Origin of the sequence: Streptomyces viridochromogenes DSM 40736, assembly GCF_000158955.1 — a bacterium.
GTDB classification, from domain to species: Bacteria; Actinomycetota; Actinomycetes; order Streptomycetales; family Streptomycetaceae; genus Streptomyces; species Streptomyces venetus.
The window spans coordinates 8370854-8384927 of record NZ_GG657757.1 but is presented as its reverse complement, the minus strand read 5'-3'; the positions used below and the strand labels follow the sequence as shown (position 1 = coordinate 8384927).

Genomic DNA, 14074 nt, shown 5'->3' with positions numbered 1-14074 from the left:
CGGCCGATTTGGCGATGATCTAGGACATACGTGGTCTGGGCCATACCGGTTCGCCGCCCTTGTGTGGATAGCTTGAGGTGTTTGCCCGCAGCAGTGCCGCGTCATCGGGTGCACGCTCGTTTTGATCCTCAGGAGACCCATGCGCCCCCGAATAGCCTCAGTCCCTTCGCGCATCACCTCCCTCCCGCCCCTGGCCCTGGCCGGCGGCGCGCTGGCCGTGGGCGTCGGCGGTCTGTACCTCACCGGTCTGATGCTCACGGGTGGGGAGATCGACTCCGGTACGACGGTGCGCGGGGTGGAGATCGGCGGCCTGAGCCGTGCGGAGGCGGTGCGGAAGCTGGAGCGCGACCTGGGCCCGGCCGGTACACGGACCCTGCCCGTGAAGATCGGTGACCGCACGGGCACGGTCGATCCGCGACGCGCCGGGCTCTCCTACGACCTCCGGGAGACCGTCGACCGGGCGGCGCGCACCGGCGCCGATCCGATCGGCGTGTTCGGTGGGCTCTTCCGCTCGGGCGGCGAGATCGAACCGGTCGTACGCGTCGACGAGGGCGAGGCCCGGGCCGCACTCGGGCAGCTGGCGAAGAAGCTCGACCAGAAGGTCCGGGACGGTGCGGTCGCCTTCGAGGACGGGCGGGCCGAACAGGTGACACCACGCACGGGGTACGCCCTGGACGTGGAGCGCGCGGTCGGCCCCCTGCGCGCCTCCTTCCTGCGCGGTGACGCCGACGCGGTGACGGCCCTGCCCGCCCGGGAGACCCGGCCGAAGGTCACGGCCGACGAGGTACGGCGGGCGCTGCGCACCTTCGCGGAGCCGGCCATGTCGGCGCCCGTCACGCTCACCGCCGACGGCAAGCGGTTCACGGTCGGGCAGAAGGTGCTGGGCGAGCACCTGGCCATGCGGCCCGACGGCAGCGGCACACTGAGACCGGAGCTCGACACGAAGGGGCTGCGCGACGATCCCGCCGTGGCCGGGCCCCTGAACGACGTCACCACCACCGCCGAGAACGCCAGGCTGCGGCCGGACGGCGACAAGGTCGTGGTCGCCGAGGACGCCACGCCCGGCCGGGAGGTCACCGACAAGGCGCTGGGCAAGGCCGTGCTGCCGCTGCTCACCAGGTCGGGTGACGCCCGCGGCGGCGAGGTGGAGGTGCGCCGGATCCAGCCCGAGGTGACCCGGGAGAACGCCGCGGCACTGGGGCTGACGGAGACGATGTCCTCCTTCACCGTCCACTTCGAACCGGCCGAGTACCGCACCAAGAACATCGGCCGGGCCGTGGACCTCATCAACGGCTCCGTCGTCCGGCCGGACGAGACCTGGAGCTTCAACCGGACCGTCGGGGAGCGCACCGAGGCCAACGGTTTCGTCGAGGGCGTCATCATCCTCGACGACAAGTTCACCAAGGCATCCGGCGGTGGCGTCTCGTCCGTGGCGACGACCGTCTACAACGCCCTGTTCTTCGCCGGGGTCAAGCCCGTGGAACACGGCGCGCACTCCTTCTACATCGAGCGCTACCCGGAGGGCCGCGAGGCGACGGTCGCCTGGGGCAGCCTGGACCTGAGGTTCACCAACGACTCCGGCAAGGCGATCTACATCCAGGCCGAGTCCACGGACACGTCCGTGACCGTCTCCTTCCTCGGCACCAAGAGGTACGACGAGATCAAGTCGGTCAAGGGGCCGCGCACCGAGGTGAAGGAGCCGGAGAAGAAGGTGAGTCACGACAAGGAGTGCGTGCCGCAGACACCGCTCGAAGGGTTCGACGTCACCGTGGAACGGGTCTTCTACGACGACGGCCGGGAAGTGAGGCGGGAGCCGTACCGCACGCACTACACGCCCCGTGACGAGATCGTGTGCGAGTGACCCCCACACGCTGTTCGCCCACCCGGCCGGCACAACGAGCGCGCATCGTTGAGAGCGTTCTCGCGGCTCAAGTGGCGGCACCAACGACGGGGTGACCGTCGACAAGTCCCCGATTCCGGAGGACACCCCGACCTCGACCCATCTCGCGTTCGGCTCCCGCGCCGGTCGCCACGCCCGTTCGCCGGACTGGGCCGTGACCGAGCCGGCCGTCCTGGACCACTCGGACCGCACGAACAGCACGGTGCCCGCGGGACAGTCGTACGAGCGGGCCTGACAGGGCGGCCCGGTCCGCTGTCGCGTGCAGCGGACCGGGCGGGTTTCTCAGGCGACGCGGTGGACTGTCTGGGTCGTCAGCTCGTAACGGGCGCCGACGATCGCCAGGCGGCCGTCGGCGACCCGGGCGGCGAGCTCGGGTTCCGCGGCCAGCCGCGAGCGTACGAGGCGGACGTTGGCGCTCACCGTCGCGTCGATCCGCGCGTCCCCATCGACACCGTGGTCTATGGCCGGGCCTATCTGGTCGACGAGGTACTGCATGTGGGCGGGCAGGCGTTCCCCGGACTGCTCGGCCTGCACGGCCGCACGGACCGCGCCGCACGACTGGTGGCCGAGTACGACGACGAGCGGTATGGCGAGTTCCAGGACGCCGTAGGCGACACTGCCGAGGACGGCCTCGTCCAGGACCTCGCCGGCGGTGCGGACGGTCATCAGGTCCCCGAGCCCCTGGTCGAAGACCAGTTCCGGGGGCACGCGCGAGTCGATGCAGCCGAGCACGACGGCGAAGGGATGCTGGGCAGTGGCCAGCGTCCGCCGCAGGGCGGGGTCTTCGTGCGGGTGGCGCTCGCGGTAGGCGCGCCAGCGGCGGTTGCCCTCCGCCAGTTCCCTGAGGGCCTCGTCCGGAGTGCCGGGCCTCGGGGGTGTGCCCGGTGCGGAGGTCGTGGCGGTGGCCTGCGGGGCGGCCGCGAATCCGGCGCCGAGGGCGGCGGCCCCGGTCAGCGCGGTGCGCAGGAGGGTGCGGCGGACCGTGCCGCCAGGGGTCGGCCGTGAACCGGCGAAGGAGTGCGGTTCAGGGCCGCTGCCTCTGTGGGAGGTGGTGTGTGAGTTCACGACCAGAACGTATGCCCGAGTCCGGGAACGGCCGGGTTTCTTGCCGTTTCATGGTGAGAGTTGGGTGAGTGATGTTCTTACCTTGAACGGCCTTTGACGGTGCCTCAGCGAGAACGCAGGACGCCCCGGGCGGTGGCCCGGGGCGTCCTGTCAGGCGGGGTGGATCAGACCAGGTCGAACCGGTCCAGGTTCATGACCTTGACCCACGCGGCGACGAAGTCGTTCACGAACTTCTCCTTCGCGTCGTCGCTCGCGTAGACCTCGGCGAGCGCCCGCAGCTCGGAGTTCGAGCCGAAGACCAGGTCGGCGCGGGAGCCGGCCCACTTGACCTCGCCGGTGGCGGCGTCGCGGCCCTCGAACGTGGTCTGGTCCTCGGAGGTCGCCTTCCACGTCGTGCCCAGGTCGAGCAGGTTGACGAAGAAGTCGTTCGTCAGCGAACCGGGCGTCTTGGTGAAGGCGCCGAGCTGGGACTGCTGGTAGTTGGCGCCCAGCACACGCAGGCCACCGACCAGGACGGTCAGCTCGGGGGCGCTCAGGGTGAGCAGGTTCGCCCTGTCGAGCAGCAGGAACTCGGCCGGCAGGCGGTTGCCCTTGCCGAGGTAGTTGCGGAACCCGTCGGCGGTCGGCTCGAGCGCCTCGAAGGACTCGGCGTCGGTGTGCTCCTCCGTGGCGTCCACACGGCCCGCCGCGAAGGGGACCTGCACGGCGAAGCCGGCTTCCTTGGCGGCCTTCTCGACCGCGGCGGTGCCGCCGAGGACGATCAGGTCGGCCAGGGAGACCTTCTTGGCGCCGGTGTTGAACTCCCGCTGGATGCCCTCCAGGACGCGCAGGACCTGGGCCAGCTCGTCGGGCTCGTTGACCTCCCAGCCGCGCTGCGGCTCCAGGCGGATACGGGCGCCGTTGGCGCCGCCGCGCTTGTCGCTGCCGCGGAAGGTGGACGCCGAGGCCCAGGCGGTGGACACCAGCTGAGACACGGACAGACCGGACTCGAGGAGCTTGGTCTTGAGGGTCGCGATGTCCCCGTCGTCGATGGACTCGCCCTCGGCCTCGGGCAGCGGGTCCTGCCAGATCAGCGTCTCCTCCGGGACCTCCGGGCCGAGGTAGAGGGACTTCGGGCCCATGTCACGGTGGGTCAGCTTGTACCAGGCGCGGGCGAAGGCGTCCGCGAACTCCTCGGGGTTCTCGTAGAACCGGCGGGAGATGGGCTCGTAGATCGGGTCGAAGCGCAGCGACAGGTCCGTGGTGAGCATCTTCGGGCGGTGCTTCTTGGACGGGTCGTGCGCGTCGGGGACGATCTCGGGGGCGTCCTTGGCGACCCACTGGTGGGCGCCGGCCGGGCTCTGCTCGAGCTCGTACTCGAACTCGAAGAGGTTCTTGAAGAACCCGTTGCTCCACTGGGTCGGCGTGGTGGTCCAGGTGACCTCCAGGCCGGAGGTGATGGCGTCCCCCCCCTTGCCGGTGCCGTAGGTGCTCCGCCAGCCCAGGCCCTGCTCCTCCATGGAGGCGGCCTCGGGGTCGGCGCCGACGTTGTCGGCCGGGCCGGCACCGTGGGTCTTGCCGAAGGTGTGGCCACCCGCGATCAGGGCGACGGTCTCCTCGTCGTTCATCGCCATGCGGCGGAACGTCTCACGGATGTCGCGGGCCGCGGCGATCGGGTCCGGGTTGCCGTTGGGGCCCTCGGGGTTGACGTAGATGAGGCCCATCTGGACGGCGCCGAGCGGGTTCTCCAGCTCGCGGTCGCCGGTGTAGCGCTTGTCGTCGAGCCAGGTGGTCTCGGGGCCCCAGTAGACGTCCTCCTCGGCCTCCCAGACGTCCGCGCGGCCGCCGGCGAAGCCGAAGGTCTCGAAGCCCATCTGCTCCAGGGCGACGTTGCCGGTGAGGATCAGCAGGTCGGCCCAGGAGATGGACTGGCCGTACTTCTTCTTCACGGGCCACAGCAGACGGCGGGCCTTGTCGAGGTTGCCGTTGTCCGGCCAGCTGTTGAGCGGGGCGAAGCGCTGCTGGCCGGCGCCGGCGCCGCCGCGGCCGTCGCTGATGCGGTAGGTGCCCGCGCTGTGCCAGGCCATACGGATCATCAGGGGGCCGTAGTTGCCGAAGTCGGCCGGCCACCAGTCCTGCGAGGTGGTCAGCACCTCGGCGATGTCCTGCTTCACGGCCGCGAGGTCGAGGTCCTTGAACGCCTCGGCGTAGTCGAAGTCCTTGCCGAGCGGGTTGGCCACCTCGGGGTTCTTGGCGAGGATCTTCAGGTTGAGGCGCTCCGGCCACCACTGACGGTTGCCGCCACCCTGGGTCGGGTGCAGGGCACGGCCGTGCGCTACCGGGCAGCCGCCCGTCTCCTCCGGCTTCGCGTCAGTGACGATCGCGTCGTGGTTCTCGGTCATGGAAATCCTTCCGGACGGGGGTGGTTCACGGTGCTCGGGTGGATCACATTGCTCAGGAACTGCGGGCGGTGGAGCAGGCGGGGCACAAACCCCAGTAGATGACCTCGGCCTCGTCGACGGCGAAGCCGCGGTCGTCGGACGCGGTCAGGCACGGGGCGTGGCCGACCGCGCAGTCCACGTCGGCGACGGTCCCGCACGACCGGCACACGAGGTGGTGGTGGTTGTCGCCGACCCGTCCCTCGTAGAGGGCCGGGCTGCCGGGCGGGTCGAGGCGGCGTATGAGTCCCGCCGCGGTGAGTGCGTGGAGCCCCTCGTAGACGGCTTGGACGGAGATGTGGCCGACGCGGCCGCGCACCTCGGAGGCGATGGCCTCGGCACCGAGGTGGTCACCGTCCCGCACGGCCTCGAGCAGCGCGACGCGGGCGGCCGTCACTCGCAGGCCGGCACCGCGCAGCTCCTCGGCGGTGGTCGGGGTCGGGGATGCGGTCATGCCGGACAACCTATCCGCACAAACACGAGCCGTTCAAGAAAACGAACGGTTCAATTTTGGTGTCGCGGACGTGACCCCTTGTGCGGCCACACGTCCGGCAGTTGCGAGCTATACCACAGTGAGCCACATCACATTCAACATGATCGTGTTCCGGTGCGGTGCCGGGATGGTGTCAGCCACGGCCGTGTCGCGCCAGCACCGCACGTGCCGTTTCGGCCATGGCCTCGTCGACCATGCGGCCCTCGAAGACCAGGGCGCCGACACCGTCGCGCTGGGCCGACTCCACGGCGGCGACGAGGCGTGCACAGCGGTCGAGTTCTTCGGGGCCGGGAGCGAAGACCTCGTTGATCACGGGGATGTGGGCCGGATGGATGGCCATCATGCCGTCGTACCCGAGGGCGCGGTTCTGCTCGGCGAAGGCGCGAAGGCCCGTCAGGTCGGCTATGTGTGTCCACAGTCCGGTCACGGGGTACGGCGCTCCCGCGGCGCGGACGTCCAGCAGGACACGCGAGCGCAGAGCCTGGGTCTCCGTGCCCTCAGGACTCCAGCGGTAGCCGACGGCGCGCTCCACATCGCCGCCGGGTGCGGTCAGTGCGCCGACATGTGCCACCCGGGGTGCGGCCGCGGCGATGTCGTGGGCGTCGCGCAGGGCGCGGGCCGACTCCAGCAGCGGGACGAGGGCCGTCGCGCCGGCGGGCAGGCCGTGCTCGTGTTCGCACCAGCCGATCAGGCGGTCCGCGAGCCGCACGTCGGCGGCGGTGTGCACCTTGGGCAGGACGATTCCGGCCAGTCCCGGGCGTACGACGGCTCGCAGTTCCCCGGCGGCGGTCCAGTCGTCGAGCGGGTTGATCCGGACGAACAGGGCCATACCGCCCGCCTGTTGCTCGGCGGCCTCCGCCAGGGCCTCGGTGACCCGGGCGCGGGCGAGCGGTTTGTCGACGGCCGGTACCGCGTCCTCCAGGTCGAGGATCACGGCGTCGGCGCCGGCGGCGCGGGCCTTGGGGAGCCAGTCCGTGCGGTGGCCGGGGACGAAGAGCAGGGAGCGGAGCGGGGCGCGGAGTTCCGTGGGCGCGGAGGGTTCAGACGACATCGTTCTTCTCCAGGTCGGCCAGTTCCCGCTCGCTCAGTCCCAGCCAGTCGCGGTACACGAGGTCGTTGTCCTGGCCGAGTGCGGGCCCGGTCCGCCAGACCCGCCCGGGGCGGCGGCGGAAGTGCGGGATGACCGCCTGCATCCGCACCTCGCCCAGGTCGGGGTCGTCGACGGTGACGATGTCACCGCGTTCGGCGTAGACCGGGTCGGCCGCGATGTCGGCCGCGTCGAAGACACGGGAGGCGACGACCTCGGCGCGGGCGAACGCCTCCAGGCACTCGGCGGCGGAGCGGTCCGCCACCCAGGACCGCAGCCCTGCGTCCAACTCTTCGCGTCGTGCGTGCTGTTGCTCCGACGTGGCGAACTCCTCCCCGGGCAGGCCCAGCAGCCGGGCCACGTTCCGTACGGAGCGCAGAGTCGCGGAGGTCACCGTGATCCACTGCTCGTCGCGGGAGCGGTAGGTGTTGATCACGGCGGCGGGGGCGACGGCCAGCTGGTTCCCGGTGCGTTGGGGCACCACACCCAGCTGGTCGTGGACGATGACCTGCCACTCGACGAGCCGGAACAGGGGCTCGAACAGGGCGAGGTCGATCCACTCGCCGTCGAAACCGGGGTCGTTGTCGCGCCGGTGCAGGGCGGCCAGGACGGCGTAGGCGCCCATCAGGCCGGTGACGGCGTCGCCGTGCGAGAAGCCGGTGTGGACGGGCGGCCCGTCCGGGTGACCGGTCAGGTGCACGACGCCGCTGCGGGCCTCGCCCATCTTGCCGAAGCCGGGGGCGTCGGCCTGGCTGGAGGTGGCGCCGAAGCCGGAGATCTGCAGCAGGACCGCCTTCGGGTTGATCCGGTGCACGGCCTCCCAGTCCAGGCCCCAGCTGCGCAGCCGCCCGGCGCGCAGGGTGACGATGACGACATCCGCCCAGGCGACGAGGCGGTGGGCGACCTCCCGGCCTGCCGCGTGGTGCAGGTCGAGGGTGACGGAGCGTTTGTTGCGGGCGGCGACCTTGAACCACAGGGGAACTCCCTCGCGGCGAGGCCCCATCGCGCGGGCGGCGTCCCCGGCCCCGGGGGGTTCGACGTGGACGACGTCCGCGCCCTGGTCGGCGAGCATGGATCCCGCGAGCGGGCCGGCCACCACGTGTGCGAACTCGACGACCTTCAGTCCTCGCAACTGCCCTTGTCCCGTGGTGTTCCGCTGGTCGTCCGACACCGATGCGTCCCCTCTCGGCTGATCCGGTTCGCCTTCAGACTGCCGAGCCGCAGAAATGCCTGTCCAGCAAAAGAACGCCATCAATCAATGCGGGATGTGCATCAATCGGGGTCAGGCCCAGGACACCCCGGGCGGCAGCTCCCTGCCCTGGCCGCGGAAGTCCTCGAGCGTCTCCAGGAAGTGTTCGGTGACGCGCGGGAGGGTCCGCCGGGCGCGCAGGGCGATGTCGAGGCGCCGGTCCACCACGGGGTCCACGAGCGGCCGGAAGGCGAAGGGGCCGGTGCCGAGCAGGGGCAGCACCAGGGCGGGCAGGGCGCTCACGCCGAGGCCGGCGGCCACCAGTCCGCCCACCGTGGCGACACTGCCGGCCTCCGCGGCGGGCACGGCATGCGCGTCGACCTGACCGAAGGCGGCGTCCGTCAGCCGCCGCACGCTGGAGTCGCGCCCGACGGCGAGGAAGGGCTCGCGGGCCAGGTCCGCCCAGCCGACCTCGTCGTGGGCGGCGAGCGGATGGTCCTCGTGCAGGACCGCGACGAACCGGTCCCGGACCAGGGGGCGGTGCTCAAGACGGTCCGGCGGTACGCCGACCGTGGTGATCGCGAAGTCGGCGTCGCCGGACAGGACCCGGTTCAGCACGGCCCGTTCCAGACCGTCCAGCAGGCGTACCGCGACCCGCGGCCGTGCCGCGCGGAAACCGGAGATGACCTGCGGGAGCAGCACGGCGGCGACGGAGGGCAGGGTGGCGACGGCGACGGTGCCCGACTCGCCGAGCAGGAAGCGGTCCAGTTCGTTCATCCCGGCCCGGTGGGCGCCGAGGATCTGCTCGGCGATGCGCAGCGCCTCGGCTCCGGCGGCGGTCAACTGCACGTTGCGCGTGTCGCGTTCGAGCAGCTGGGCCCCGACCTGCCGTTCCAGGTCGGCGACGGCGCGGCTGAGGGACGACTGCGAGACGCCCAACCGGGCGGCGGCCGCGGTGAAACTCGTCGCCCTGGCGACGGCCGCGTACGCCGAGAGCTGACGCAAGGTGGCCTCCATGGCCGGGAAGCGTACGTCAGCCTGGACCGATTGATGCGCGGATCGCATGGACAGATTTCGGTTTGATGCTGGACACGGATCTTCCGGCGCTCGGACACTCTCGGCTATCCCCGAGAAAGCGAGCGTCACCATGCCGGCAGTCCTGGGCTTCGCCACGATCGCCCTGTTCCTGTTGCTCACCATGACCAGACGTGTCTCGGTGCTGGTCGCGCTGGTGGTGCTGCCGGTGCTGGCCGCGCTGGTGGGCGGGGACGCGGGCGACTTGGGCGAGATGGTGCTCGACGGGCTGGCGAAGGTGGCGCCCACCGGCATCATGATCGCGTTCGCCGTTCTGTACTTCAGCCTCATGGTGGACGCGGGCCTGTTCGATCCGCTGATCCGCGGTCTGCTTCGGCTGGCCAAGGGCGATCCGATGCGCATCACCGTCGCCACGGCCGTCCTCACGTTGTGCGTGGCCCTGGACGGCGACGGGGCCTCCACGTTCCTCATCACGGTCTCCGCGCTGCTGCCCGTCTACCGGAAGGTGGGCATGAGTCCGCTCGTGCTGTCCGGGGTGGTCTGCCTGGGTGCGGGCGTGATGAACATGGTTCCCTGGGGCGGACCGACCGTGCGTGCCATGGCGGCCCTGAAGCTGGAGAGTTCGGACGTCTTCACGCCGGTGCTGCCCGCGATGGGCCTCGGCATCGCGTGGGTCCTGGTGGCGTCCTGGCTGATCGGCCGCCGGGAACGGCGGCGCCTCGGTGTGCTCACCGAAGCCCGTGCGGAGCCGGCTTCCGACCAGCCTGTACCTGCGGCGGCCGCGGCTCCCGGTGACGGGCCGGGTGCCGTCCGGGTCGACGCGCCGGCGCCGCTCTGGCTCACCGTCTTCAATCTGCTGCTGACCGTCGTGCTCGTGGTCGCGCTGGTCCTGGAGGCCATGCCGCTGCCGGTGCTGTTCGTCCTCGGGTTCGCCGTGGCCCTCCTGGTCAACCATCCCAGGTGGGAACAGCAGCAGGCGCTGCTCGACAGGCACGCGAAGAACGTCGTCCTGGTGACCACGATGATCTTCGCGGCGGGTGTGCTCACCGGCGTTCTCACCGGGACCGGGATGATCGACGCGATGGCCGAGGCGCTGGTGTCCGTGATACCGGACTCCCTCGGCGGCCACCTGCCCGTCCTGGTGGCCGTCACGGGCATGCCGCTGAGCCTGGTCTTCACCCCGGACGCCTACTACTTCGGTGTCCTGCCCGTCCTCGCCGAGACGGCGAGCGGCTTCGGCACCGACCCTGCCGAGGTCGCCCGGGCCGCCATCCTCGGCCAGATGACGACGGGCTTCCCGCTCAGCCCCCTCACCGCCGCCACCTTCATCCTCCTCGGCATGAGCGGCGTCCAGCTCGGTGAGCACCAGCGCTTCATCTTCCGCTGGGCCTTCGCCACCACACTCGTGATGACCGTCGGCGCCGTCCTCACCGGCGCCCTCTCCCTCTGACGGAGGCTCAGCACTGAGCACACGGGCCGCTCAGGTGCCCGACGGGGTCAGGCGTTCGAGCTGGGCCGCGGTCTTCGCCGCCCGGCGGTCGGCTTCGCGGACGCGACGATCGGCCGTGCGGGCCCGTTCCCGGGCCGTCCGCTCGGCGAAGCGGGCCTGCTCGTGTTCGGCCCTGGCGCGTTCCAGCTCCTCGGTGAGCTCCCCCACGCGCCGCTGGAGGCGGTCCACCTCCTGTTTCGCCTCGTCCGCGTCCTGGCCGGCGGCTGCCGCCGCGTCCCTCAGCGTCCGCAGTTCCCGCTCGGCGGCCTCGGCGTCCCGGCGGGCCTGAGCGAGTCGCCGCTGCCGCTGCTCCTCGGCCTTGCGGTCCTGCCCGGAGGGGGCTTCCGCGGGCGCGGCGCCGCGTCCCGGCACCCTCCGCGACGGTGCTCCGAACCGCGGCACTCCGCGCGGCCGCGCTCTGCGCGACGGCCGGGAAGCCGACGGTGGCGCTCAGCGGCTTGGCCAGCCGGCCGCTCGCCCATGCCCCGGCGGCCTCGGGGTCGGCCAGGACGGCGTGCAGGGTGTTCTCGACCTCGCGCTGCACGGCCTCACCGACCGGATGACCGGCGTCCGCGGCGAGCCGGCGGGCCTCGGCGGACAGGGCACGGATGAGTGCGTGCTGCTGCCGGCTCAGTTCGCGCAGCTGCGTGCCGTCGAGGTCCTGGTGGGCCTGGCGCAGGCCCTCCCCCAGCCGGAGCAGGGGCTGGACCTCGCCGGGTCGGCTGCGGACCAGGAGGTTGCTGACCCAGGCGGCGAGGCTGGGCTTGCGCAGGGCGCCGATCCGCTGGGCGAGCTCCTGGTCGCCGGCGGTGCGGGCGGCTGCCACGGCCGAGGCGCGGGCGGCGGTGAAGTCCTCCGGGCGCAGGGCGTACAGCTCGTCCACCACGGCGTCGTAGTCCATGAGCGTCCCTTTCGCGTGGAGGCTCCGTTCCGATCGTCTCAGGCCGGGCGGCCGGGGGCTCGCGGAGCGGGGCCGGGTCCGGCGGTGGGGCCGAGTCCGGCAGTGGGGCCCCGTTCATGATCCGGAAATCGACGGTTTAACATATGAGCGCCGCCTAGCTCGAAAGATGGATTCGTGACTCTCAACGACGACTCGTTCACCAACTGGAAGAACCGCGAGGAGATCGCGGAGTCGATGATCCCGATCATCGGGAAGCTGCACCGGGAGCGGGACGTGACCGTCCTGCTGCACAGCCGCTCCCTGGTGAACAAGTCGGTGGTCAGCATCCTCAAGACGCACCGGTTCGCCCGGCAGATCGCCGGTGCGGAGCTCTCCGTCACCGAGACGCTGCCGTTCCTGCAGACCCTCGCCGCCCTCGACCTCGGGCCGTCGCAGATCGACATCGGCATGCTCGCCGCGACGTACCGCGAGGACGACCGCGGTCTGTCGATCGCCGAGTTCACCGCCGAGGCCGTCGCCGGTGCCACCGGGGCCAACAAGATCGAGCGCCGTGAGGGGCGCGACGTCGTCCTGTACGGGTTCGGCCGCATCGGCCGGCTCGTGGCCCGGCTGCTCATCGAGAAGGCCGGTTCGGGCAACGGTCTGCGGCTGCGGGCCATCGTCGTCCGCGGCGGAGGCGAGCAGGACATCGTCAAGCGCGCCTCGCTGCTGCGCCGCGACTCCATCCACGGCCAGTTCCAGGGCACGATCACCGTCGACGAGGCGACCAGCACGATCATCGCCAACGGCAACGAGATCAAGGTGATCTACGCGAACGACCCGTCCGAGGTCGACTACACGGCGTACGGCATCAAGGACGCCATCCTCATCGACAACACCGGCAAGTGGCGCGACCGCGAGGGCCTGTCGCAGCACCTGCGCCCGGGCATCGACAAGGTCGTGCTGACCGCGCCGGGCAAGGGCGACGTCCCGAACATCGTCCACGGCGTCAACCACGAGACCATCAAGCCGGACGAGCAGATCCTGTCCTGCGCCTCGTGCACCACGAACGCGCTGGTGCCGCCGCTGAAGGCGATGGACGACGAGTTCGGGGTCCAGCGCGGTCACGTGGAGACGGTCCACTCGTTCACCAACGACCAGAACCTGCTGGACAACTACCACAAGTCCGAGCGCCGGGGCCGCTCCGCGCCGCTCAACATGGTCATCACCGAGACCGGTGCCGCCTCCGCCGTCTCCAAGGCGCTGCCCGACCTGAAGGCGAAGATCACCGGCAGCTCCATCCGGGTCCCGGTGCCGGACGTCTCCATCGCGATCCTCAATCTGCAGCTCGCGCGCGAGACCACCCGCCAGGAGGTGCTCGACTACCTCCGTGACGTCTCCCTGACCTCGCCGCTGAAGCGCCAGATCGACTTCATCAGCGCGCCGGACGCGGTCTCCAGCGACTTCATCGGCTCGCGCCACGCCTCGATCGTCGACGCCGGCGCGACCAAGGTCGAGGGCGACAACGCGATCCTCTACCTGTGGTACGACAACGAGTTCGGCTACTCCTGCCAGGTCATCCGTGTCGTGCAGCACGTGTCGGGGGTGGAGTACCCGACGTACCCGGCTCCGGCGGTCTGATCCCGGAGGTCGACGCGGGGCGTGTCCGGCTGGCACGCCCCGCGTTCTCCTGTGTCAGGAGCGGACCGGCCGGATCCGGTACTGCCGGGTGTGCGCACCGTCCTCGCTGCGAACGGTGACGATCCGGGCCGCCCGTGACGTGTCCTCGCGGACCGTCACGGTCGCGTACGGGTCGCGCGGCGTGGCGGTGATCCGGGCCTTGCCCGGCCGGTCGACGGTCACCCGGTAGTCGGTCCGGTCCGGGTCGAAGCCCTCGATCGGCACGCCGTCCACCTCGATCGACGCGGCCGCGGCGTCCCCGGACGTGCCGGGTGCCTCGGCGCGCAGTTCGATCTCCCCGAGGGTGATGTAGCCGCCCGGTCGGGCCGTCATGACCACACGGGCCCCCGTCACCGGGCCGGAGGTGCGCACCGGGACGTCGGCGACGGGTGTGCCCTCGGTGCCGATGGGGACGGAATCGCTCGCGTCGGTCCAGGTTCCGTCGGCTCCGCGCACCTGGACCTTGAGCGACTCGGCGAAGCTGACGTTGCCGCCGTCGCGGTGGAAGTGGGTCACCACCCGGGTCAGGTCGCGCGGCTCCGGCAGGGTGAAGGTGACGGTGTCGGACGGGTTCTTCGTGCCCGGCTTCCAGTTGGACCAGGCCTTCTCGGCGGTGATTCCGTTGCGCAGGCCCTCGGCGGAGTAGCCGCTCTCGGTGAACGTCGCGCCGGCCCTCACGCCCTCGTCGAGCGCGGTGTTCGTCTCCCGGGGTGCCGTGACCTGGACGCGTACGGTCGCCGCCGCCGTGGTGCCGCCGGGGACGTGCGCGGTGCCGCGCAGGGTCACCACTCCGGGCGTCGTCGAAACGCGTCGTCGGGTGCGGGGTCCCAGGTGACCGG

At 71.2% G+C, this 14074-nt stretch carries 12 protein-coding genes and 1 pseudogene; 5 read left to right on the top strand and 8 right to left on the bottom strand.

The features are described 5' to 3' along the window. Positions 1-139: 139 nt before the first annotated feature. Both SSQG_RS36825 and SSQG_RS36820 read left to right on the top strand, forming a co-directional pair. Positions 140-1861, top strand: a complete 1722-nt coding sequence (locus SSQG_RS36825) for a VanW family protein (protein WP_039934457.1) — start codon at positions 140-142, stop codon at positions 1859-1861. A gap of 76 nt (positions 1862-1937) precedes the next feature. Next, positions 1938-2126: pseudogene (locus SSQG_RS36820) on the top strand (Tat pathway signal sequence domain protein); the annotation flags it as partial. Positions 2127-2182: 56 nt separating this feature from the next. Here SSQG_RS36820 and SSQG_RS36815 read toward each other — a convergent pair. From SSQG_RS36815 to SSQG_RS36790, 6 genes are all read right to left on the bottom strand, one after another. Beyond that, the gene (locus SSQG_RS36815; protein WP_003995085.1) at positions 2183-2965 is read right to left on the bottom strand and encodes a carbonic anhydrase; all 783 of its coding nucleotides are present in this window, start codon (positions 2963-2965) and stop codon (positions 2183-2185) included. Positions 2966-3129: 164 nt separating this feature from the next. After that, positions 3130-5346, bottom strand: a complete 2217-nt coding sequence (gene katG / locus SSQG_RS36810) for a catalase/peroxidase HPI (protein WP_003995084.1) — start codon at positions 5344-5346, stop codon at positions 3130-3132. A 52-nt stretch (positions 5347-5398) separates the two neighbouring features. Then, positions 5399-5836 carry a Fur family transcriptional regulator gene (locus SSQG_RS36805; protein ID WP_003995083.1) on the bottom strand — a complete coding sequence of 146 codons (438 nt, stop codon included), beginning with the start codon at positions 5834-5836 and terminating at the stop codon, positions 5399-5401. Positions 5837-6008: 172 nt separating this feature from the next. Continuing rightward, positions 6009-6926: an HpcH/HpaI aldolase/citrate lyase family protein gene (locus SSQG_RS36800; protein ID WP_003995082.1), complete on the bottom strand. Its 918-nt coding sequence runs from the start codon at positions 6924-6926 to the stop codon at positions 6009-6011. Continuing rightward, positions 6916-8133 carry a CaiB/BaiF CoA transferase family protein gene (locus tag SSQG_RS36795; protein ID WP_003995081.1) on the bottom strand — a complete coding sequence of 406 codons (1218 nt, stop codon included), beginning with the start codon at positions 8131-8133 and terminating at the stop codon, positions 6916-6918. The genes SSQG_RS36800 and SSQG_RS36795 overlap by 11 nt, the downstream gene beginning before the upstream one ends. A gap of 111 nt (positions 8134-8244) precedes the next feature. Continuing rightward, positions 8245-9168 carry a LysR family transcriptional regulator gene (locus tag SSQG_RS36790; RefSeq protein WP_039934456.1) on the bottom strand — a complete coding sequence of 308 codons (924 nt, stop codon included), beginning with the start codon at positions 9166-9168 and terminating at the stop codon, positions 8245-8247. A gap of 130 nt (positions 9169-9298) precedes the next feature. Here SSQG_RS36790 and SSQG_RS36785 point away from each other — a divergent pair, with 130 nt between their 5' ends. Further along, the gene (locus SSQG_RS36785) at positions 9299-10636 is read left to right on the top strand and encodes a CitMHS family transporter (RefSeq protein ID WP_003995079.1); all 1338 of its coding nucleotides are present in this window, start codon (positions 9299-9301) and stop codon (positions 10634-10636) included. 30 nt (positions 10637-10666) lie between these two features. Here SSQG_RS36785 and SSQG_RS43285 read toward each other — a convergent pair whose 3' ends face one another. Continuing rightward, positions 10667-11047: a hypothetical protein gene (locus SSQG_RS43285; protein ID WP_244299393.1), complete on the bottom strand. Its 381-nt coding sequence runs from the start codon at positions 11045-11047 to the stop codon at positions 10667-10669. Positions 11048-11189: 142 nt separating this feature from the next. Here SSQG_RS43285 and SSQG_RS43280 point away from each other — a divergent pair, with 142 nt between their 5' ends. Both SSQG_RS43280 and SSQG_RS36775 read left to right on the top strand, forming a co-directional pair. Continuing rightward, positions 11190-11696 (top strand): hypothetical protein, encoded by a 507-nt coding sequence (locus tag SSQG_RS43280; protein ID WP_244299391.1) that lies wholly within the window; start codon positions 11190-11192, stop codon positions 11694-11696. Positions 11697-11750: 54 nt separating this feature from the next. Next, positions 11751-13196: a glyceraldehyde-3-phosphate dehydrogenase gene (locus SSQG_RS36775; protein WP_003995077.1), complete on the top strand. Its 1446-nt coding sequence runs from the start codon at positions 11751-11753 to the stop codon at positions 13194-13196. A 54-nt stretch (positions 13197-13250) separates the two neighbouring features. Here SSQG_RS36775 and SSQG_RS36770 read toward each other — a convergent pair. Further along, on the bottom strand, positions 13251-14074 hold an 824-nt coding region (locus tag SSQG_RS36770; RefSeq protein ID WP_244299388.1), incomplete at its 5' end, for a discoidin domain-containing protein.